This window comes from Rhodococcus sp. Z13_19A, from assembly GCF_058133575.1.
In genome coordinates, this window is record NZ_JBYUNN010000002.1 from 92,022 (window position 1) to 111,417 (window position 19,396).

Annotated in this window: 18 protein-coding genes; 14 read left to right on the forward strand and 4 right to left on the reverse strand. The window is 74.0% G+C overall.

Features of this window, described 5'->3' with window-relative positions; translation table 11 throughout:
* The 5 genes from AC3YNX_RS07140 (at position 1) to AC3YNX_RS07160 (ending at position 5,171) form a co-directional block, all read left to right on the forward strand.
* Complete coding sequence (locus tag AC3YNX_RS07140) at positions 1-1,830, forward strand: dipeptide ABC transporter ATP-binding protein (RefSeq protein ID WP_489995032.1); 1,830 nt, start codon at positions 1-3, stop codon at positions 1,828-1,830.
* Positions 1,830-2,708, forward strand: a complete 879-nt coding sequence (locus AC3YNX_RS07145; protein WP_489995033.1) for an ABC transporter permease — start codon at positions 1,830-1,832, stop codon at positions 2,706-2,708. Before AC3YNX_RS07140 ends, AC3YNX_RS07145 begins: the two co-directional genes overlap by 1 nt.
* Before the next feature lie 9 nt (positions 2,709-2,717).
* A complete protein-coding gene (locus AC3YNX_RS07150) occupies positions 2,718-3,713 on the forward strand; it encodes an ABC transporter permease (protein ID WP_127781973.1) in 996 nt (331 codons plus the stop codon).
* Positions 3,710-4,498: an N-acyl homoserine lactonase family protein gene (locus AC3YNX_RS07155; RefSeq protein WP_127781974.1), complete on the forward strand. Its 789-nt coding sequence runs from the start codon at positions 3,710-3,712 to the stop codon at positions 4,496-4,498. Before AC3YNX_RS07150 ends, AC3YNX_RS07155 begins: the two co-directional genes overlap by 4 nt.
* A 61-nt stretch (positions 4,499-4,559) precedes the next feature.
* On the forward strand, positions 4,560-5,171 hold the full coding sequence (locus tag AC3YNX_RS07160) for a TetR/AcrR family transcriptional regulator (protein WP_127781975.1): 612 nt from the start codon (positions 4,560-4,562) through the stop codon (positions 5,169-5,171).
* Between the two features lie 101 nt (positions 5,172-5,272).
* On the opposite strand, the gene AC3YNX_RS07165 is transcribed toward AC3YNX_RS07160, so the two are convergent.
* The 3 genes from AC3YNX_RS07165 to mftR form a co-directional block, all read right to left on the reverse strand.
* A complete protein-coding gene (locus tag AC3YNX_RS07165; protein WP_489995034.1) occupies positions 5,273-7,570 on the reverse strand; it encodes an MMPL family transporter in 2,298 nt (765 codons plus the stop codon).
* A gap of 207 nt (positions 7,571-7,777) precedes the next feature.
* Positions 7,778-8,221 carry a DoxX family protein gene (locus AC3YNX_RS07170; protein WP_489995035.1) on the reverse strand — a complete coding sequence of 148 codons (444 nt, stop codon included), beginning with the start codon at positions 8,219-8,221 and terminating at the stop codon, positions 7,778-7,780.
* A gap of 12 nt (positions 8,222-8,233) precedes the next feature.
* Positions 8,234-8,845 carry a mycofactocin system transcriptional regulator MftR gene (mftR, locus tag AC3YNX_RS07175; RefSeq protein ID WP_489995036.1) on the reverse strand — a complete coding sequence of 204 codons (612 nt, stop codon included), beginning with the start codon at positions 8,843-8,845 and terminating at the stop codon, positions 8,234-8,236.
* A gap of 133 nt (positions 8,846-8,978) precedes the next feature.
* Here mftR and mftA point away from each other — a divergent pair, with 133 nt between their 5' ends.
* The 7 genes from mftA to AC3YNX_RS07210 all read left to right on the forward strand — a co-directional run bounded on the left by mftA (position 8,979) and on the right by AC3YNX_RS07210 (position 16,681).
* The gene (gene mftA, locus AC3YNX_RS07180; RefSeq protein ID WP_127781978.1) at positions 8,979-9,077 is read left to right on the forward strand and encodes a mycofactocin precursor MftA; all 99 of its coding nucleotides are present in this window, start codon (positions 8,979-8,981) and stop codon (positions 9,075-9,077) included.
* 2 nt (positions 9,078-9,079) lie between these two features.
* On the forward strand, positions 9,080-9,379 hold the full coding sequence (gene mftB / locus AC3YNX_RS07185; protein ID WP_127781979.1) for a mycofactocin biosynthesis chaperone MftB: 300 nt from the start codon (positions 9,080-9,082) through the stop codon (positions 9,377-9,379).
* Entirely contained in the window at positions 9,376-10,623 is a 1,248-nt protein-coding gene (gene mftC, locus AC3YNX_RS07190; RefSeq protein WP_489995037.1) for a mycofactocin radical SAM maturase, read from the forward strand. The genes mftB and mftC overlap by 4 nt, the downstream gene beginning before the upstream one ends.
* Positions 10,624-11,823, forward strand: coding sequence for a pre-mycofactocin synthase MftD (gene mftD, locus AC3YNX_RS07195; protein ID WP_127781981.1), 1,200 nt, complete (start codon positions 10,624-10,626; stop codon positions 11,821-11,823). It abuts the gene before it with no gap.
* The gene (locus tag AC3YNX_RS07200; protein WP_489995038.1) at positions 11,823-13,712 is read left to right on the forward strand and encodes a mycofactocin system FadH/OYE family oxidoreductase 1; all 1,890 of its coding nucleotides are present in this window, start codon (positions 11,823-11,825) and stop codon (positions 13,710-13,712) included. Before mftD ends, AC3YNX_RS07200 begins: the two co-directional genes overlap by 1 nt.
* Positions 13,709-15,649, forward strand: coding sequence for a mycofactocin system FadH/OYE family oxidoreductase 2 (locus AC3YNX_RS07205; RefSeq protein ID WP_489995039.1), 1,941 nt, complete (start codon positions 13,709-13,711; stop codon positions 15,647-15,649). Before AC3YNX_RS07200 ends, AC3YNX_RS07205 begins: the two co-directional genes overlap by 4 nt.
* A gap of 234 nt (positions 15,650-15,883) precedes the next feature.
* The gene (locus AC3YNX_RS07210) at positions 15,884-16,681 is read left to right on the forward strand and encodes a hypothetical protein (protein ID WP_489995040.1); all 798 of its coding nucleotides are present in this window, start codon (positions 15,884-15,886) and stop codon (positions 16,679-16,681) included.
* Positions 16,682-16,697: 16 nt separating this feature from the next.
* Here AC3YNX_RS07210 and AC3YNX_RS07215 read toward each other — a convergent pair whose 3' ends face one another.
* Positions 16,698-17,636: an NAD-dependent epimerase/dehydratase family protein gene (locus tag AC3YNX_RS07215; RefSeq protein ID WP_489995041.1), complete on the reverse strand. Its 939-nt coding sequence runs from the start codon at positions 17,634-17,636 to the stop codon at positions 16,698-16,700.
* A gap of 131 nt (positions 17,637-17,767) precedes the next feature.
* Between AC3YNX_RS07215 and AC3YNX_RS07220 the strand changes: the two genes are divergently transcribed.
* Positions 17,768-18,466: a TetR/AcrR family transcriptional regulator gene (locus AC3YNX_RS07220; RefSeq protein WP_127781986.1), complete on the forward strand. Its 699-nt coding sequence runs from the start codon at positions 17,768-17,770 to the stop codon at positions 18,464-18,466.
* Positions 18,463-19,395, forward strand: a complete 933-nt coding sequence (locus tag AC3YNX_RS07225) for a pseudouridine synthase (RefSeq protein WP_489995042.1) — start codon at positions 18,463-18,465, stop codon at positions 19,393-19,395. The genes AC3YNX_RS07220 and AC3YNX_RS07225 overlap by 4 nt, the downstream gene beginning before the upstream one ends.
* The last annotated feature ends 1 nt before the right edge of the window (position 19,396 follow it).

Genomic DNA, 19,396 nt, shown 5'->3' on the forward strand with positions numbered 1-19,396 from the left:
ATGACCCTCTCTGCGGCCCCGGGCCACACCCCCGTCTCCACTGCTGCCGAGGCCCTGGTCTCGGTGCAGGACCTGCACGTCACGTTTCAGCGCAACGGCAGCGAGGTGCCCTCGCTCCGGGGCGTGTCCCTGGAGATCGGCCGCGGAGAGATCATCGGGCTGGTCGGCGAGTCAGGATCGGGCAAGAGCGTCCTCGGACTCTCCCTGCTCGGCCTGCTGCCGACCAGCCCGGCCCCCCGGACGTCGGGGCAGGTGGTGGTGGCCGGCACCGACGTGCTGACCGCCACCGCGGAGCAGCGCCGGCTGCTTCGCCGCGACCACCTCGGTGCGGTGTTCCAGGACCCGATGACCTCGCTGAACCCCACGATGCGGGTGGGCAGGCAGGTCGAGGAGAAGGCGGGTTCCGCCCAGGAGGCGCTGCGGCTGCTCGACGCCGTCGGGGTGCCGCAGGCCAAGTCGCGCCTGCGGGCCTACCCGCACGAGCTCTCTGGTGGACTGCGCCAACGGGTGATGATCGCGATGGCCGTGGCCGGCAGTCCCTCGCTGGTGGTGGCCGACGAACCCACCACCGCCCTGGACGTCAGCGTGCAGGCACAGATCCTGGAGCTGGTGGTGAGCCTGCGCGCGGAGCTGGGTTGCTCCTTCGTGTTCATCACCCACGACCTCGGGGTCGCCTCGGAGATCGCCGACCGCATCGCGGTGCTCTACGGCGGGAAGCTGCTCGAGGTGGGCCCCACCGCCGCGGTGCTGGAGGCGCCCCGCCAGCCCTACACGCTGGGGCTGCTGCAGACCCGGCTCACTCCGACGTCGGACCGCGCGCACCCGCTGCCCACCCTGAGCGGGGAGCCGCCGAGCCCCAAGGACCACCCGCCCGGGTGCCCGTTCGGCCCCCGCTGCGAGCTGCACGTGGCGGCCTGCGACGAACCGGTGCCGCTGGAGGCTGCGGCCCCCGGGCACCTGGTGGCCTGCACCCAGCCCGAGCGGCTGGACGAGCTGGCCCGCGCACTGGCCTCCACCGCGCAGTGGCCCGCCGGGCCGGTGTTCCGCCAGGTGCAGAAGGAGTACCCCGGCGTGGTGCTCACCGAGGTGCGCAAGGCGTTCCCGCTCGCCGGTGGTGGCACCCTGCAGGCGCTGGACGGGGTGGACCTGTCGGTGCAGCCCGGGGAGTGCCTGGCCCTGGTGGGGGAGAGCGGCTGCGGCAAGTCCACCCTGCTGCGGGTGGTGGCCGGGCTGGTCACGCCCGACTCCGGCGACGTCGAGCTGGGCCGCGGGGGGCGCCCACAGATGGTGTTCCAGGACGCGGGCTCGTCCATGACGCCGTGGTCGACCATCGGTGACCTGCTCACCGACCGGCTGCGGGCCGAGGGAGTGCCCCGGCGGGAGCGGGCCGCGGCGGTGCGCAGCGCGCTCGCCCTGGTGGGTCTGCCCGCCGAGGTGGCGTCCGCACGGGCTCGTCAGCTCTCCGGGGGGCAGCGCCAGCGGGCGTCGCTGGCGCGAGCGGTGATCGTGCCGCCCCGGGTGCTGCTGTGCGACGAGCCGACCTCCGCGCTGGACGTCTCGCTGGTGGCCACCGTGCTCAACCTGCTGGGTCGGCTGCGCCGCGAGCTGGACATGGCGGTGCTGTTCGTGACCCACGACCTGGCTGCCGCCCGGGTGGCCGCCGACCGGATCGCGGTGATGACCAAGGGCCGCATCGTGGAGGAGGGCGACGCCGAACAGGTCGTGGACGCTCCCTCGCACCCGTACACCCGCGCGCTCCTGGACGCCGCCCCGCGGCCCGGCCGCCGCCGCACGGGCACCCTGCCCACCACCAAGACAGGAGCCGCGTGATGGTGACGACAGCGGATCGCACGAGACCGGCACTGCAGCGGTGGGGCAGGGGCCGGACGGCCGGGGCCCACCACGTGCTGCGCCGGCTGGGCATCAGCGACACAGCGGCCCTGGCTGCGCTGGCGGTGGTGTTCGCGGTGGCCCTGCTCGCCCCGCTGCTGGCCCCGCACTCCACGTCGGTGCCGGCCGGCGAGGCCTTCCTCGCCCCGGGCGGCGGGCACCTGCTGGGCACCGACGAGGTGGGCCGCGACATCCTCTCGCGGGTCCTGGAGGGCATCCGCTCCTCGTGGCTGTCGGCGCTGCTGGTGATCGCCTCGGGTGTGGTGGTGGGCGGACTGGTGGGTGTGGTGGCCGGCGCTGTGGGTGGCTGGGTGGACTCGCTGCTGATGCGCCTGACGGACGCGTTCCTGGCGCTGCCCGGGCCGCTCCTGGCGATCTGCGTGGTGGCCGCCCTCGGTCCCTCGCTGACCCACACCCTGCTCGCCGTGATGATCGTGTGGTGGCCGTTCTACGCCCGCATCGTGCGTGGCGAGGTCCGGGCCCAGGCCGCCCGCCCGCACGTGGAGGCCGCCCGGCTCTCCGGGGTGGGTCCGGTGCGCATCGCGCTGAAGCACCTGCTGCCCGGGGCGCTGGTCTCCACGCTGGTGGCGGCCAGCCTGGACATGGGCAACCTGATCATCACCCTGGCGGCGCTGTCCTTCCTCGGCCTCGGTGCCCCCGCCCCCGCGCCCGAGCTGGGCGGGATGGCGGCACGAGGCATGTCCAACCTGCTCGAGCACTGGTGGGTGCCGGTGATGCCCGGCGTCGCGGTGCTGCTGCTCGCCCTGGTCGCCAACCTCGCCGGTGACGCGCTCCGCAACCTGCTCGCCGACCGATAGGAGACCGACGTGCTGCGCTTCGTGCTCACGAGAGTGGCTGGCGCCGTCGCGGTGCTGCTGTTCCTCACCGCGGTGGTCTTCCTGCTGCAGAAGAACACCCCCATCGACAGCGTCCGGGCCAAGCTGGGGGCCAACGCGTCCCAGCAGCTGGTGGATGCCGAGACCGCTCGGCTCGGGCTGGACCGTCCGCTGGTGGTGCAGTACGTCGACTACGTCGGCGGCCTGCTGCACGGCGACTTCCAGGACTCGCTGCGCACCCGCCAGCCGGTCTCCGCCGACCTGGCCACCTACCTGCCCGCCACCGTGGAGCTGATCCTGGCGGCGCTGGTCCTGGCGGTGGTGCTGGGCACCGGGCTGGGCATCGCCGCCGCCTCGCGCTGGCGCGGCGCAGGGGTGCTCAGGGTCGGGCTGGTCGCCGGGGCCTCGGCACCGGTGTTCCTGCTGGCGGTGCTGGGGATCCTGCTCTTCTACCGCACCCTCGGTTGGCTGCCCGCCACCGGCAGGTCGTCCTTCTACGACGCCCCCGACGGGCCCACCGGGCTGCTCGTCGTCGACTCGCTGGTGCACGGGCGGATGGACGTCCTCAGCGACGCGATCCGCCACCTGGTGATGCCGGCCGTCTGCCTGGCGCTGGGCCCGGCAGTGGCGATCGCCCGCACGCTGCGCAGCTCGCTGCTGACCAACTTGCAGGGCGACCACGCGCGCACCGCCCGGGCCAAGGGCCTGCGCGAGGTGCAGGTGCTGCTGCGCCACGGGCTGCGCAACTCGGCGGGCCCGGCGCTGTCCATGGCCGGCGTGCAGGTGGGGCTGATGTTCGCCGGCGTGGTGGTGCTGGAGTCGGTGTTCGCCTGGCCGGGCATCGGGCTGTACGTGGTGCAGGCCATCCCCCGCGCGGACTTCCCGGCCATCGCCGGGGTGACGCTGGTCCTCGGAGCCATCTACGTGGTGGTCAACTCCGTCGTCGACTTGCTGCAGGCGGCCGCCGACCCCAGGATCACCCGATGAGCGTGCGCAAGGTGGTCCCGCTGACGCTGGGCTACGAGGACCTGCCGCTGGCCTACTCGCTGCTCGGCGCACCGGCGGGTGAGCGCATCCGCGAGCCCGTGCCCGCCGTCCTGCTGGACACCACCGACGGCTGGGTGCTGCTGGACACCGGCTTCAACACCGAGCTGCTCACCAACCCGGTGCTGCGCGAGCGGTACCACCCGCGGGAGTCCTCCATCCAGCCGTCGCTGCCGCCGGGCGAGGACGCCCCGCTGGAGCAGGGCCTGGCCCGGCACGGCCTCACCGTGGCCGACATCGCGGTGGTGGCGGTGTCGCACCTGCACAACGACCACTGCGGCGGGCTGCACCACTTCGCCGGGAGCGACGTCCCGGTGCACGTGCAGGACGCGGAGCTGACCTACGGCCTCAGCGCCGACGACGCCGTGGAATACGGCATCTTCCGGGCGGACTTCGACAACCCGGGGCTGCAGTGGGTGCGCGCGCAGGGCGACGCCGAGATCGTGCCCGGGGTGTCGGCGGTGCTCACCGCCGGGCACACCCCCGGACACCAGAGCTTCGTGGTGGACCTCGAGGACGGCAGCGGCTACGTGTTCGCCTTCGACGCCGCCGACCTGCAGGTCAACCTGGACGAGGAGCGGCCCGTCGGCGGCACGGTGCACGTGCCGGCCGAGGACACCCTGGGCCCGATCCTGCGGCTGAAGGAGATCGCCCGGCGCACCGGCTACCGCCTGGTGCCCGGCCACGACCCGGAGGTCTGGCCGGCGCTCACCGCCGAGCTGGCGTGATCCCGGCCGATCGCATCACTCACCGTTGACCAGCGCGCCGACGGCGTGCGACGGTTCGCCCATGTCCGCCCCCGCGCGCTCCACCCGAGGTCAGCACCGCACGGCTGCGCTGGTCCACGCCGCCGCCGGGCTGCTGCTGGAGCGCGGGATCACCGCGATCAGCCACCGCTCCGCCGCCCGACGAGCCGACCTGCCGGTGTCCGCGGCCACCCACTACTTCCCGGACCTCGAGGACCTCAAGCACGAGGCGCTCGCCGCAGTGATCCAGCGCTGGACCATTGCCACCCACGAGCTGGTCGGTCGGTTGCCCGAGCGCCTGGAGACGCCCGACGCCCTGGCCGCCGCCGTGCTGGAGATCGCCACCGCCCGCCCGGCGGAGGCGTCCTCGGCCACTCCGACGGGGGTGATGGCCATGTACGAGCGCTACCTGGAGGCCGGTCGGCACCCGCGCATGCGTCCGCTGGTGCACGACTACAACGCCGAGCTGCTGCGGCTGGTGAGCGTGGTGCTGGCCAAGGGTGGGCTGCCCGCCGACCCAGCGACCGCCCGGCTCACCCTGGCCGTGGTGGACGGGGTGGCGTTCTTCGACATCGCCGAGGGAGTGGCGCCGGCGTCGGCAGCCACGCAGGCGCTGGCTCGGATGCTGCGGCTGATGTACGCCGAGAAGAGCTAGCACCACCCGCGACCCTGGCTTGGTGCAGCGCCACCCCCCAGCGCTGCGCATCCCTCGCGGCCAGGGCGACGAATGGCTGGGAGAAGACGCTACGCGGCCGGTCAGGACACCGCGACCGGCTCCTCGGGGTCGCTGTGCTGGCGGGTGTCCCTGGCGTCGAGCTGCTTGAGGATCTGCTCGCCCTCCACGTCCACGTTGGGCAGGATCCGGTCCAGCCACCTCGGCAGCCACCACGCGGCCGAGCCGAGCAGAGTCATCACCGCCGGGATGATCACCATCCGCACCACGAAGGCGTCGAACAGCACGGCAGCGGCGAGGGCGAACCCGATCGACTTGATGAAGGCGTTGTCGCCCAGCATGAACGAGCCGAACACCGACATCATGATGATCGCGGCGGCGGTGACCACCCGAGCACCGTGGTGGAACCCTGAGGTGACGGCGTCCTTGGGCGTCGCGCCGTGCACGTACTCCTCGCGCATCCGCGTCACCAGGAACACCTGGTAGTCCATGGCCAGGCCGAACACCACGCCGATCAGGAAGATCGGCATCATGCTGACGATCGGCTGCGGGTTGGCGATCAGCCCGAGGGCGCCCTCCTGGAAGATCGCCACGGTGGCCCCGAACGTGGCCAGCACGCTGAGCAGGAAGCCGAGCGTCGCCGTCAGCGGCACCAGGATCGAGCGGAACACCAGCATCAGCAGCAGGAACGCCAGCCCGATCACCACGGCCAGGTAGGGCACCAGCGAGCTGGACAGCCGCTCGGAGACGTCGCCCTCGATGGCGGTCTGGCCGGTGACCCCGATGCTCACTCCCGTGGTGCGGTTGAGCTCGCCCTCGGCGTCGCGGATGTGGCTGACCAGGTCGTGGGTGGCGGTGCTGCTGGGTGAGCTGGAGGGGATCACCGTCAGCTGCGCGGTGTCGCCGGCCGGGTTGACCGCCAGCACCTGGGCGTTGGCCACGTCGCCCTGGGCCTTGATGGTGGCGACCACCCGGGCGAAGGCCTCGGCCTTGGGCACGGTGGCCTGGGAGGCGTCCACCACCACGATCAACGGGCCGTTCACGCCGGCTCCGAACGCGCCGGTGACCAGGTCGCTGGCCTTGCGCTCGGTGGTGTCGGGGTCGGCGGTGGAGTCGTTGGGCAGGGCCAGCTCGAGGTTGGCGGCGGGGATGGCCAGCACGCCCAGCAGCACCACGCCGGCCACCAGGGTGAGCACCGGGACGCGGCGGACCAGCCGCGCCCAGCGCAGGCCGTTGGTGACCAGGTCCTTGTTCTCCTCGGCGTCGTGGTCGGTGATGCCCTTGATCCGGCCGGCGAAGGCCTTCTCGCCGAGCAGGCCGAGGATGGCCGGCAGCAGGGTGAGGGCGAGCACCACGGCGATGGCCACGGTGAACGCGGCGGCGTAGCCCATGGTGGCCATGAACGGGATGTTCACCACCCGCAGCGCCACCAGGGCGATGATCACGGTGAGTCCGGCGAACACCACCGCAGACCCTGCGGTGCCCACCGCGCGCCCGGCCGCCTCCTCGCGGTCGCTGACCTTGCCCACCTCGTTGCGGTAGCGCGAGAGGATGAACAGCGAGTAGTCGACCGCCACCGCCAGCCCGATCATGATGGCCAGCGTCGGGGTGGCGGAGTTGAGGTCGAAGAAGCCGCTGGCGGTGGTGATGGCCAGGCTGCCCACCGCGATGCCGATGATGGCCATCAGCAGCGGCAGCCCGGCCGCCACCAGCGAGCCGAAGGTGATGGTGAGGACCACGGCGGCCACGGCCAGGCCGATCAGCTCGGCGGCCTGGCCGCCGGCCTGCTCCGCGGCGGCGGTGCCGGTCATCTCCACCGTCAGCCCCTCGCTGCGGCCGAGCTCGGCGGCGGCCTTCAGCTGGTCGCGGGTCTCCGGGGTGATGTCGGTGATCGCGCCGGTGAAGCTCATGGAGAGGTAGCCGACCGTGCCGTCCGGGCTCAGCGGCGACAGCGCCGCGGCGTCCTCCGGCGACTTGCCCGCCCCCTCGGCGGCCTTCACCAGCGCAGCGGCGGCCACCACCGGGTTGACCAGGGTGTCCGGACTCTTGGCCTGGGAGATCGTCTTGAGATCGGCGACGACCTTGTCCATCGCCGCCTGGTTCTGCGGGGAGCTCAGCGTCTGGCCCGCCGGCGCGGCGAAGATGAACCGCTCGGTGGGGGTGTTGATCAGGTCGTCGGCGCCGGCCGAGGGAAAGCGCTCCTTGAGCAGCTCCTGGGCCTCCGTGGCCGGGGTGCCGGGGATGGAGAAGGTGTCCACCGTCGGTCCGGACAGCGTGGAGGCGGTCACACCGAGCAGCACCAGCAGGAACACCCACGCCCCGATGACGCGGCCCTTGCGCCGGTAGGCCAGCTTTCCCAGCCGGTAGAGGTAGTTCGCCATCAGGACTCCAGGGGTGAGGCGGGGCAGTGCTGGGCACGACGGCGCCCTCTCCCGGCGCGTCCGATGGTCAGGACCCGCTCCGCCAGCGTGAGCGCGGCAGCAGTCGACCAAGCGTGTATTCACCTGTCCGCCAGGGCAATGTTGCGGCGGATGCAAAAAAGTGATTCTGGGCACACCGCGCCGGGCGCCACCACCGCCGGTGGCGGCTCAGCCCTTGGCGACGCGCAGCGCGGCAGTGATCATGGGGACCTGCAGGGGCAGGCGAGCCAGGGCCACGGCCTGCAGCGGCTTGGACCGGGACACCACCTTCACCGAGTACACGTTGGCGGGGAAGACGCCGACCAGCACCGCGGCGCTCACCCAGCCGCCCAGGCGTCGAGTGGCAGGGACGAGCAGCAGCGCCGCGCACGCCGCCTCGGCAACGCCGCTGACGTACACCCAGCGCCGGGCGTCGCCGATGCCCGGCGGGATGATCGGCTCGAACACCTGCGGGCGCACCGCGTGCACCACCGACGACCCGCCGAGCCCACCGGCGAGCAGCGCCACCCGACGGTGCTCGGGGTTGCGCAGCAACCGGGTCGCGCGGACCAGGGCGGCCGCGGGCAGGGCGTTGGTCAGCACTCGGGCGGCTCTCGTGCGGGGGGCTCTCATGCGGCGATCCTGTCAGGACGGAGGCGTCAACGTGCGCAGGCCGGCGGCGAGCACCGACGCGCCCTCCCGCAGCAGGTCGACCAGCTCCAGCGTCTCGTCGTCCAGCCACTGCTCGTAGGCGGCGATGGCCACGCCCAGGAACATCCACGCCACCGAGCGAGCCAGGTGGTCGTCGTCGGCCACGCCCAGCCGGCGGGCGACGTGCTCGGCCACCACCTGTCGCCAGCCGGCGTACATCAGGGCGGAGTGCGCCTGCAGCGCCGGGACGCCGAACACCAGCCGCATGCGCTGCCGGTGCCAGGGGGCCTCCACGGCGGGGAAGGTGTTGAAGTCCACCAGCGCCCCGCCCAGCTCCTCGGCCAGTGGGGTGCCCGGGGGCAGCGCGACCAGGAAGGCCCGCATGCGGGCCAGCTCGGCGTCGAAGTCGCCCCAGGGAATGTCGTTCTTGGAGGCGAAGTAGCGGAACAGCGTGCGCCGGGAGATGTGCGCCGCCTCGGCGATCTCGTCCACGCTGGTCTCGTCAAACCCGTTGCGCGCGAACAGGGGTAGTGCGATCCGGCTGATGGACGCCCGGGTGGTGGAGGGGCGGCGTCCGGCGCGGGCGGCCAGGTCGTCGACGCGCACGGGACCTTCCACAGCGGTGTCCACCTGCCTTCCGTGCTGGTCCAGGTACCTCCTGGCTTTCCTTCGGCACTGAGTGCCATTATGGTGCCTGTCACACCGCAACGGTGATCCCGCCAACACTCTGGAGAGTCCCATGGCCGAGCAGACCGCCCCCCAGTCCACCGACGAGCCGATGGTCGAGGAGACCCTCGTCGAGGAGGTCTCCATCGACGGCATGTGCGGCGTGTACTGAGCATGCCTGTGCTCGAGGCCGAGCAGCAGACCGCCGTGCTGGACGGTGCCTGGCAGGTGCACCCCAAGGTGGCCGTCCGCCCGGAGCCCTTCGGCGCGCTGCTGTACCACTTCGGCACGCGGCGGCTGTCCTTCCTGAAGAACCACACCGTGGTCGGCATCGTGCAGTCGCTGGCCAACCACCCCGACGCGCGGTCGGCCTGCCTGGCCGCCGGGGTCGGCGAGGCGGCACTGCCGTCCTACGCCGCCGCCCTGGCCACGCTCGTCGAGTCCACGATGATCATCAGGAGAGATGCCGCATGACCGCAGTGCTGGATCCAGCTGCCGTGCTCGAGCCCCCCACCACCACGGCACCGCCCAAGGTGGGACGGTTGATCGACCAGTTCGAGCTCGGCCTCGACGCACCCATCTGCCTCACCTGGGAGCTCACCTACGCCTGCAACCTGGCGTGCGTGCACTGCCTGTCCTCCTCGGGCAAGCGCGACCCGCGCGAGCTCAGCACCGAGCAGTGCAAGGCCGTCATCGACGAGCTGCAGCGCATGCAGGTGTTCTACGTGAACATCGGCGGTGGCGAGCCCACCGTGCGCTCGGACTTCTGGGAGCTGGTGGACTACGCCACCGCGCACCAGGTGGGCGTGAAGTTCTCCACCAACGGCGTGCGCATCGACCGCGCCGTCGCCGAGCGCCTGGCCGCCAGCGACTACGTGGACGTGCAGATCTCCCTGGACGGGGCCACCGCCGAGGTCAACGACGCCGTGCGTGGCACGGGCTCGTTCGACATGGCCTGCCGCGCGCTGCAGCACCTGGCCGACGCCGGCTTCGCCGACGCCAAGATCTCCGTCGTGGTCACCCGGCAGAACGTCGGCCAGCTGGACGAGTTCAAGGCGCTGGCCGACCGCTACGGCGCCACCCTGCGCATCACCCGCCTGCGACCGGCCGGCCGCGGCGCGGACGTGTGGAACGAGCTGCACCCCACCATGGCCCAGCAGCGCGAGCTCTACGACTGGCTGGTGCGCAACGGCGAGGGCGTGCTCACCGGCGACTCCTTCTTCCACCTGGCCGCCTTCGGTGACGCCCTGCCCGGGCTCAACCTGTGCGGCGCCGGGCGCGTGGTCTGCCTGATCGACCCGATCGGCGACGTCTACGCCTGCCCGTTCGCCATCCACGACGCCTTCCTGGCTGGCAACCTGCTCAACCCCGGTGGCTTCCAGGAGGTGTGGCAGCGCTCGGAGCTGTTCACCGACCTGCGCTCCCCGCAGACCGGCGGCGCGTGCAGCAAGTGCCAGCACTTCGACGCCTGCCGCGGCGGCTGCATGGCGGCCAAGTTCTTCACCGGCCTGCCGCTGGACGGGCCGGACCCGGAGTGCGTGCAGGGCTACGGCGAGGTGGCGCTGGCCGACGTGGCCGGCGACGTCCCCAAGCCCACCGGCGACCACTCGCACTCCGGACCCGTACGAGGCCAGGCGCCCAAGCCTGTCCCGCTCACGCTGATGGTCAAGCCACCGGTGAGCTTCTGCAACGAGAACCCACTGGCAGGGATGAGCTGAATGAGCAAGAACGCATGGTTCGAGACCGTCGCCGAGGCGCAGCGCCGCGCCAAGAAGCGGCTGCCCAGGTCGGTCTACGGCGCGCTGGTCGCCGGCTCCGAGAAGGGCATCACCGTCGAGGACAACACCGCGGCGTTCGCTGAGCTCGGCTTCGCCCCCCGGGTGGCCGGGCTGTCGGGCTCGCGCGAGCTGGCCACCACGGTCATGGGCCAGCCCATCTCCATGCCGGTGCTCATCTCGCCGACCGGGGTGCAGGCGGTGCACCCCGAGGGTGAGGTGGCCGTGGCCCGGGCCGCCGCCAACCGCGGCGTCGCGGTCGGCCTGTCGTCCTTCGCCAGCAAGTCCGTCGAGGAGGTCGCCGCGGTCAACCCGCAGACGTTCTTCCAGATGTACTGGGTGGGCAGCCGCGAGGTGCTGGTGCAGCGGATGGAGCGGGCCCGCGCGGCCGGCGCCGTCGGGCTCATCATGACCCTGGACTGGTCGTTCTCCAACGGACGCGACTGGGGCAGCCCCACCATCCCGGAGAAGATGGACCTCAAGGCGATGGCCCGCTTCGCCCCGGAGGGCATCACCCGCCCGAAGTGGCTCTACGAGTTCGCCAAGACCGGCCGGGTCCCCGACCTGACCACCCCCAACCTCACGCCGCCCGGCGGCGAGGCGCCCACCTTCTTCGGCGCCTACGGCGAGTGGATGAACACCCCGCTGCCCACCTGGGAGGACGTGGCCTGGCTGCGCGAGCAGTGGGGCGGACCGTTCATGCTCAAGGGTGTGATGCGGGTGGACGACGCCAAGCGGGCCGTGCAGGCCGGCGTCACCGCCATCTCCGTGTCCAACCACGGGGGCAACAACCTGGACGGCACCCCGGCGCCCATCCGGGCGCTGGCGCCCATCGTGGACGCCGTCGGCGAGGACATCGAGGTGGTGCTCGACGGTGGCATCCGCCGCGGCAGCGACGTGGTCAAGGCCGTGGCCCTGGGGGCGCGCGCGGTGATGATCGGCCGCGCCTACCTGTGGGGCCTCGCGGCCAACGGGCAGGCCGGGGTGGAGAACGTGCTGGACATCCTGCGCGGCGGCATCGACTCCGCCGTGCTGGGCGTGGGCCGCTCCTCCATCCACGACCTCACCCGTGACGACGTCTACGTGCCGCCGGGCTTCGTCCGGGACCTCGGCGCGCACGAGCCCGCCGCCACCCGGAGCTGATGGCCGGACGGCTGCTCCGGCCCGTCACGCTGGCGGGCCGGACGGCGTCCTCGCGGGTGCTCTTCGGCCCGCACGAGACCAACCTGGGCGCGGGCCGGGCGCTCTCGCCCGCGCACGTCGCCCACTACGCCCGGCGCGCCGCGGGCGGCGCCGGCGTGGTGGTCACCGAGACCGCGTCGGTGCACCCGGGCGACTGGCCCTACGAGCGGGCCCCGCTGGCCGCCGAGTGCGGACCGGGCTGGGCCGACGTGGTCGCCGCCTGCCGACCGCACGGAACCCTGGTGCTGGCCGGGCTGGGCCACGCCGGGGCGCAGGGTTGCAGCGCCCACAGCCAGACCGTGCTCTGGGCGCCGTCCCGGGTGGCCGACGTGGTCTCCCGCGAGCTGCCCATGGCGATGGAGCAGGCCGAGCTGGATGCGGTGGTGGCGGGCTTCCGGGCCGCCGCCGCGCTGGCCGTGCAGTCCGACGTGGACGGGGTGGAGGTCGACGCCGGTGCGATCAGCCTGCTGCGGCAGGCGCACTCCGGGCTGACCAACCTGCGCGACGACACCTACGGCGACGACCGGTTGCTGCTCACCCGGCAGGTGCTGGCGGCCGTGCGCGACGAGCTGGGGCCGGGCCGGGTGCTGGGCCTGCGGCTGAGCTGCGACGAGCTGGCCCCGTGGGGCGGGATCACCCCGGAGGAGGCGCTGGAGCAGGTGGCGGAGCTGTCGCCGCTGGTGGACCTGCTGGTGGTGGTGCGCGGCGGCCCGTACTCCGTGGACGCCTACCGGCCCGACCGGCACACCACGCCCGGGTTCAACCGGGAGCTGTGCGCGGCGGTGCGGGCGGTGAGCGTGGCGCCGGTGGTGCTGCAGGGCAGCGTGGTGGACCCGGTGATGGCCGAAGCCGCGCTGGCCGACGGGGTGTGCGACGCGGTGGAGATGACCCGGGCGCTGATCGCCGACGCCGAGCTGGTGGCCACGCTGCGGGCGGGCGGGGCGCCGCGGCCGTGCGTGCTGTGCAACCAGGAGTGCCGGGTGCGGGACCCGCGCAACCCGGTGGTGAGCTGCGTGGGCGACCCGGTGGCTGCCCCCCTCTCCGGCGTTCAGGTCCCTCGTCGCCCGTTCTCGGACCCGACAAGGGCGACCAGGGCCCGCAACGCCGTGGTGGTGGGCGGTGGCCCGGCCGGGCTGGAGGCCGCACGGGTGCTCGCCGACGGCGGCGTGCAGGTGCGGCTGCTGGAGCGCGCACCGCAGCTCGGGGGTCTCGCCCGGGTGGCCGTGGGCTTCGCCCCGCTGGTGGACTGGCTGGAGCAGCAGTGCCGCCGGCTCGGGGTGGAGCTGGTGACCGGCTGCGAGGTGGGGCCGGGGGAGCTGGTCGGGGCGCCGGTGGTGCTGGCCACCGGCAGCGTGCCCGCCCCGCGGCGGGTGGCCGGCGACGCACCGTGGTTCACCGCCGCCGAGGTGCTCGCGGGGGCGCCCGTGGCCGGGCCGGTGCTGGTGCACGACCCGGTGGGCGGGCCGGTGGGCGTGGCGGTGGCCGAGCACCTCGCCGCCGCCGGCCGTCCGGTGGCGGTGGTGACCGCGGACCCGGTGGTGGGTGCCCAGCTGGGCCGCACCGGCGACCTCGCCGCCGCCAACACCCGGCTGCAGCAGGCCTGGGTGCGCCGTGAGCTGAGCACCCTGCTGCGCTTGGCCGGTGGCGGGGTGGCGGTGCTGGAGAACCGCTACACCGGGCAGCGCCGTGAGGTGGCGTGCGCTGCGGTGGTGGACTGCGGGCACCGGCTGCCCGACCACACCCTGGACGTGCCCGGCGCGGTGCGGGTGGGCGACTGCGTGGCGCCGCGCACCGTGGCCGAGGCCGTGCGAGAGGGCCGCCGGGCCGCGCAGGCGGTGGTCGCGGCATGAGGCTGTTCACCCCGCTGCGGGTAGGGCCACTGGCGCTGGCCAACCGGGTGGTGTTCACCGCGCACCTCACCAACGCCGCCGTGGACGGGCTGCCCACCGCCCAGCACGCCGCGTACTACGCCGCCCGTGCTGCCGGTGGCGCCGGGCTGGTGATCACCGAGGAGCACTCGGTGCACCCCTCCGACGGGGCCTACGAGAAGCTGATCCGCGGCCACGACCCGGCGGTGCTGCCCGGGTACCGGCTGATCACCGACGCGGTGCACGCCCACGGGGTGCCGGTGCTGGCCCAGCTCAACCACAACGGCGGCCAGGCGTCGTCGCTGTACACCCGCACCCCGGTGCTCGCCCCCAGCCCGGTGCCCGACCCGCTGTTCCGCGAGGTGCCCACCGCGCTGACCCACCGGCAGATCGCCGCGCTCGTGGCCGGCTACGCCGACGTAGCCGCCCGCTGCGTGGCCGGCGGCTTCGACGGGGTGGAGCTGCAGGCCAGCCAGTCCTCGCTGCTGCGCTGCTTCCTGGCCCCGGCCACCAACACCCGCACCGACGGCTACGGCGGTGACCTGCCCGCGCGGGCCCGGTTGTTGCTGGAGGTGGTCGACGCGGTGCGCGAGGTGCTCGGCCCGGACAAGGCGCTGGGGGTGCGGCTGAGCGGGCACGACGGCATCGAGCACGGCGTGACGCTGGCCGACGCCGTCGCGGTGGCGCGGCTGGTGGAGGCGTCCGGGTCGGTGGACTACCTGAACACCACCCTGGGGGTGGCCACCGCCACCCAGCACCTGATCACCTCGAGCATGCGCACCCCCGCCGACCACGCCCACCCCGTGGCGCGGGCCATCAAGGCCGCCGTTGCCCTGCCGGTGATCGGGGTCGGCCGGTTCACCCGCCCCGAGCAGGCCGAGCAGGCGCTGGCCGACGGGGTCTGCGACCTGGTGGGCGTGGTCCGGGCGCAGGTGGCCGACCCGGACTTCGCCACCAAGGCCCGCACCGGGCGGGCTGCGGAGATCCGCAGCTGCCTGTCCTGCAACCAGGAGTGCGTGGGCCGGGTGGGGCTCAACCGGTGGCTGGGCTGCGTGGTCAACCCGCACGCGGGCCGGGAGTCGGTCCCGCTGCCCGCGCCGGTGCGCCGAGCCCGCCGCGTGGTGGTGGTCGGGGGTGGGCCGGGTGGTCTGCGGACCGCGGCCACCGCAGCCGAGCGCGGCCACCGGGTGACGCTGCACGAGCGCGCCGACCGCCTCGGCGGCCAGGTGCTGCTGGCGGCGAGCGCCCCGGGCCGGGCCCAGCTGGGCGCGGTGACCGCCGACCTCGCCGCGGAGTGCGCGCGGCGAGGGGTGCAGGTGCACACCGGTTCGCCGGTGAGCGCCGCGCAGCTGATCGCCGAGGCGCCTGACGTGGTGGTGCTGGCCACCGGAGCCCGCCCGGTGCGCCCGGCGTGGGCGGGGGACTGCCCCCGGGTGGTGCACGTGCGCGACGTGCTCGCGGGGCGGGTGCGGCCCACCGGCACCGTGCTGGTGCACGACGAGCTGGGCTTTCACCAGGCGACCTCGGCGGCCGAGGTGCTGGCGGCCCGCGGCTGCGCGGTGACGGTGAGCACCAGCGCCATGGTGGTGGCGCAGGACCTCGGGCTCACCCTGGACACCGAGGGCTGGCAGCGCCGCGCGCACGCCGCCGGCATCGACCAGCGCACCGACCTGGTGCCGCGGGGGGTCGCCGAGCGGGACGGCCGGCTCGCGGTCACCCTGCTGCACCACCCCACCGGTGCGGAGTCCGTGTGCGTCGTCGACTGGGTGGTGTGCGCGGTGCACCAGGAGCCGGAGGACGAGCTGTGGCGCGCGCTGGCGGGCTCCGGGCTGCCGGTGCACCGGGTGGGTGACTGCCTCACCCCGCGCCGGTTGCACGCCGCGGTGCTCGAGGGTGAGCGGGTGGCCCTGGCGTTGTGACGGTGCGCGTTGTGACGGCGCGTGAGCGCAGCTCTACCCGCAGAACATGCCGGTAACAGTTGTGCGGTTTGCCCCGACAATCCCCGGTCATCTGTGGCCGAGCGGCTCGGTCGCGCGATGACGGGGGGAGCGGGGGACGCACAGGCCAGCAGTGGCGTGCGCGCCTCGCGCCAGCGCACACTCGGGAAACGGGTGGCGGGCTCGTCAGGACGACCAGCACCAAGGGGGTCTGGTGTGACTGTAGTGATCTGCGTGCTCGGGCTGGTCGTCGTCTGCGTCGGCGCGGCGGCGCTCATTCCCGGCCGCTTCACCTGGTTGCGGGCCAACCCTGGCACGCCGGGCGTGCTGGTGGCAGTGGGTGTGCTGCTCTTCGGCTCCGGCATCGCGCTCTCGCCCAACCTCGAGCCCGCCGGTACCACCAGTCCGGCCCCCGGCGCCCCGGCCCCCGGCGCACAACCCACGGAGACCACCACCTCGCCGCCGGTGAACCCCGTCCTCGCCCCCGAGCAGCCCACCGCCGGACCGCCCGCGCCCCCCGTAGGCTCGACCGGGGCGCCCTCGTCCTCCGGGTCCCGGCCGGGCACGCCGGCGCCCGTGCCGCAGCTTCCCGGTGTGCAGCCGCCGTCCGCCGCTCCCCAGCCTCCGGCGGTCGTCCCCCCGGCGCCGTCGCGTCCGCCGACGTCCAGCCAGACCGGACCTGGTCGGCCGACCGTGCCTGCGCAGCCCACCCAGCCGCCGCCGGCCCCGACCGTCCCGCCGCGCACGACGCCGCCGCGCACGACGCCGCCGCCGGTGCAGACCACGCCGCCGCCGGTGCAGACCACCCCGCCGCCGGTGCAGACGACACCACCGGTGCAGACCACCCCGCCGGTGCAGACGACACCACCGCCGCCCGCCCCCACCACGCCCGTCGAGACCGTCACCCCGCCGCCCACCGAGGGGGAGCCCGGTACCGGCGGCGTGGCCCCGCTGACCTCGACCGGGACGGGCAGCTCCGTGCCCGGAGGCACCGGGCAGAGCGGCGCTCCCTGACCGGCCGGCCGCTGGTTCAGCGCCGGCCCGTGGCGTTCGGCTGCTCGGTGCGCCACCACGCCACCGTCTCGCGCACCGCCTGCGTCAGCGGGGTGGGTGCCAGCCCGAGCAGCTCCTCGCTGCGGCGGGAGTCGAGCACGAACGGCTGCTCGAACTGGTAGAGCATCTCGGCCAGCTCGCGCAGGCTGCCCGGCACCAGGGCGCCCGCTCGCAGCACCCACGACGGCAACGTCCTGACCGTGGCGGGCACGCCGGCGGCCTCAGCCAGGGCATGCACCAGCTGGCGCTGGGTGAGCGCGGGACCGGTCGGGGCGTGCAGCACCGAGCCCCACACCTGCGGCCGGGCCGCCGCGGCCACCATGGCGCCGGCGTAGTCGGGCACGTAGGTGAAGGAGTGCGGCTGGTCGGCGCTGCCCATCACCCGGACCGTGCGACCGGCCAGCACCGCCCCGACCATCCGGTCGCCCGCGTGCGCGGTGTGCACGTGCGGGCCGAAGAAGTCCGAGGCCACCACGCTCACCGTCGGCGTGGCGGAGGCCTGCCGGGCGCGCAGGAGCTCGGTGCGCATGCCGCGCTTGCCGCCGGTGGCCGCCCGCGGGCTGTCCTCGGTCATCGGCCGGGAGGGCTCGGAGTAGGAGTACAGGCTCTCCGGGAACACCACCACGCTGTCGGCCGCCGCGCGCAGCACCGCCTGCTCCATCGCAGGCAGCGCGGTGGCCCACGCTGCGGCGGAGTAGGCGGCGTGCGCGCAGTGGTACACGGCGGTGGCTCCGTCGACGGCCGCGCGCAGCGCCGACTCCTCGTGGACGTCCACCGCGCGCCGCTCGATGTTCTCGTGCCGCGGACCGGAGCCGGAGCGGGTGAGCAGGCGGACGTGGTGGCCGGCGTGGGCCAGCTGGGTGGCGACGGTGCGGCCGACCGGGCCGGCGCCGGTGATCACGTGCAGTGCGCTCATGAGGCGCTCCCTTCCAGGGTGAGAGAGCAGTGCTCTCTGAACTCCCTCGAGTGTGGTCTGCGTCGACCTCATGGTCAAGAGCAGTGCTCTCGAAAGTTGACGGTGCTCTCGGGTCTGGCAGACTGGCCGCCGTGCCCACCCCGCGAGAACAGGCCCGCACCCGGACCATCGCCGACATCACCCGGCTGGGCCGCGAGCACCTGGCCGAGCACGGTGCCGCCGGGCTGAGCCTGCGCGCGATCGCTCGCGACCTGGGCGTGGTGTCCTCAGCCGTCTACCGCTACGTGCCCAGCCGCGACGACCTGCTCACCCTGCTGGTGGTGGACGCCTACGCCGAGCTGGGCGAGGCCGTCACCCGCGCCGAGTCGGACGCACCGCGCACCGACCTCCAGGCCCGCTGGCGGGCGCTCGCCGGGGCCGTCCGGGGCTGGGCGCTGGCCGAGCCGAGCCGGTACGGACTGGTGTTCGGCACCCCGGTGCCCGGCTACCACGCACCGGCCGAGCAGACCACCGTGCCGGGCACCCGGGTGGTCGCGCTGCTGCTGCAGCTGGCCGCGGACGCGGAGGCCGCCGGCTGCCGTCCCGCCAGCTCGGCGGGACCGGTCGAGCCGTCGCTGCACGCCGATGCCGAGCGCGTCCGGGCCGAGCTGGAGGTGGACGTGTCCGACGCGATGCTCACCGCCACCGTGCTGGTCTGGGTCGCCCTGTTCGGGGCGGTCAGCTTCGAGGTGTTCGGCCAGTACGGCAAGGACACCTTCGCCCAGCCCGAGGTCCTCTTCGCCGCGCTGGTGGACCTGCTGGCCGGCGTGCTCGGCATCGGGCCGACGTGAGCCGCAGCGCCCGCGGTCGCGCCACCGCGCCGCTGCCGGTGCGCGCCGGGCTCAACCCCACCCGGCTGCGCCTGCCCGACGACGGGGCCTGGGCCACCGTGCTCGACTACCTGCTGCACCGCTTCCCCGACGACGCGGTGCGGCTGCGGGAGAAGGTGGCCGGGGCCGAGGTGCTCGACGCCGCCGGCACCCCGGTGACCGCGACGTCGCCGCTGCAGCCCGGTGGGTTCGTCTACCTCTACCGGGACCCGCCCACCACCGAGGTGCGGGTGCCCTTCGAGATCGAGGTGCTGCACCGGGACGAGAACCTGCTGGTGGTGGACAAGCCGCACTTCCTGGCCAGCACCCCGCGTGGGGTGCACGTGGTGGAGTCGGCGCTGGTGCGGCTGCGGCGCGAGCTGGACCTGCCGGAGCTGAGCCCGGTGCACCGCCTGGACCGGCTCACCGCCGGGGTGCTGGTGCTGACCACTCGGCGCGAGGTGCGCGGGGCCTACCAAGGGTTGTTCGACCGCCGCGAGGTGAGCAAGACCTACGAGGCGGTGGCCACGCACGACCCCGCGCTGGCGCTGCCCCGCACCGTGCACAGCCGCATCGTCAAGCGCCGCGGCGTGCTCACCGCCCAGCAGGTGCCCGGCCCGGCCAACGCCGAGACCCGGGTGGAGCTGGTGGCGGTGCACGGTGATCGGGCCCGGTACCGGCTGCGCCCCACCACCGGGCGCACCCACCAGCTGCGGGTGCACCTGTGCTCGCTGGGCATCCCGATCGTCGGCGACAGCTTCTACCCGGTGGTGCACGACGTGCCGGTGGACGACTACTCCTCCCCGCTGCAGCTGCTGGCCCGCGAGCTGTCCTTCACCGACCCGGCCACCGGGGTGCGCCGGACGTTCACCAGCCGGCGGCGGCTGGCGCTGGATCCGGCACCGGCCTGAG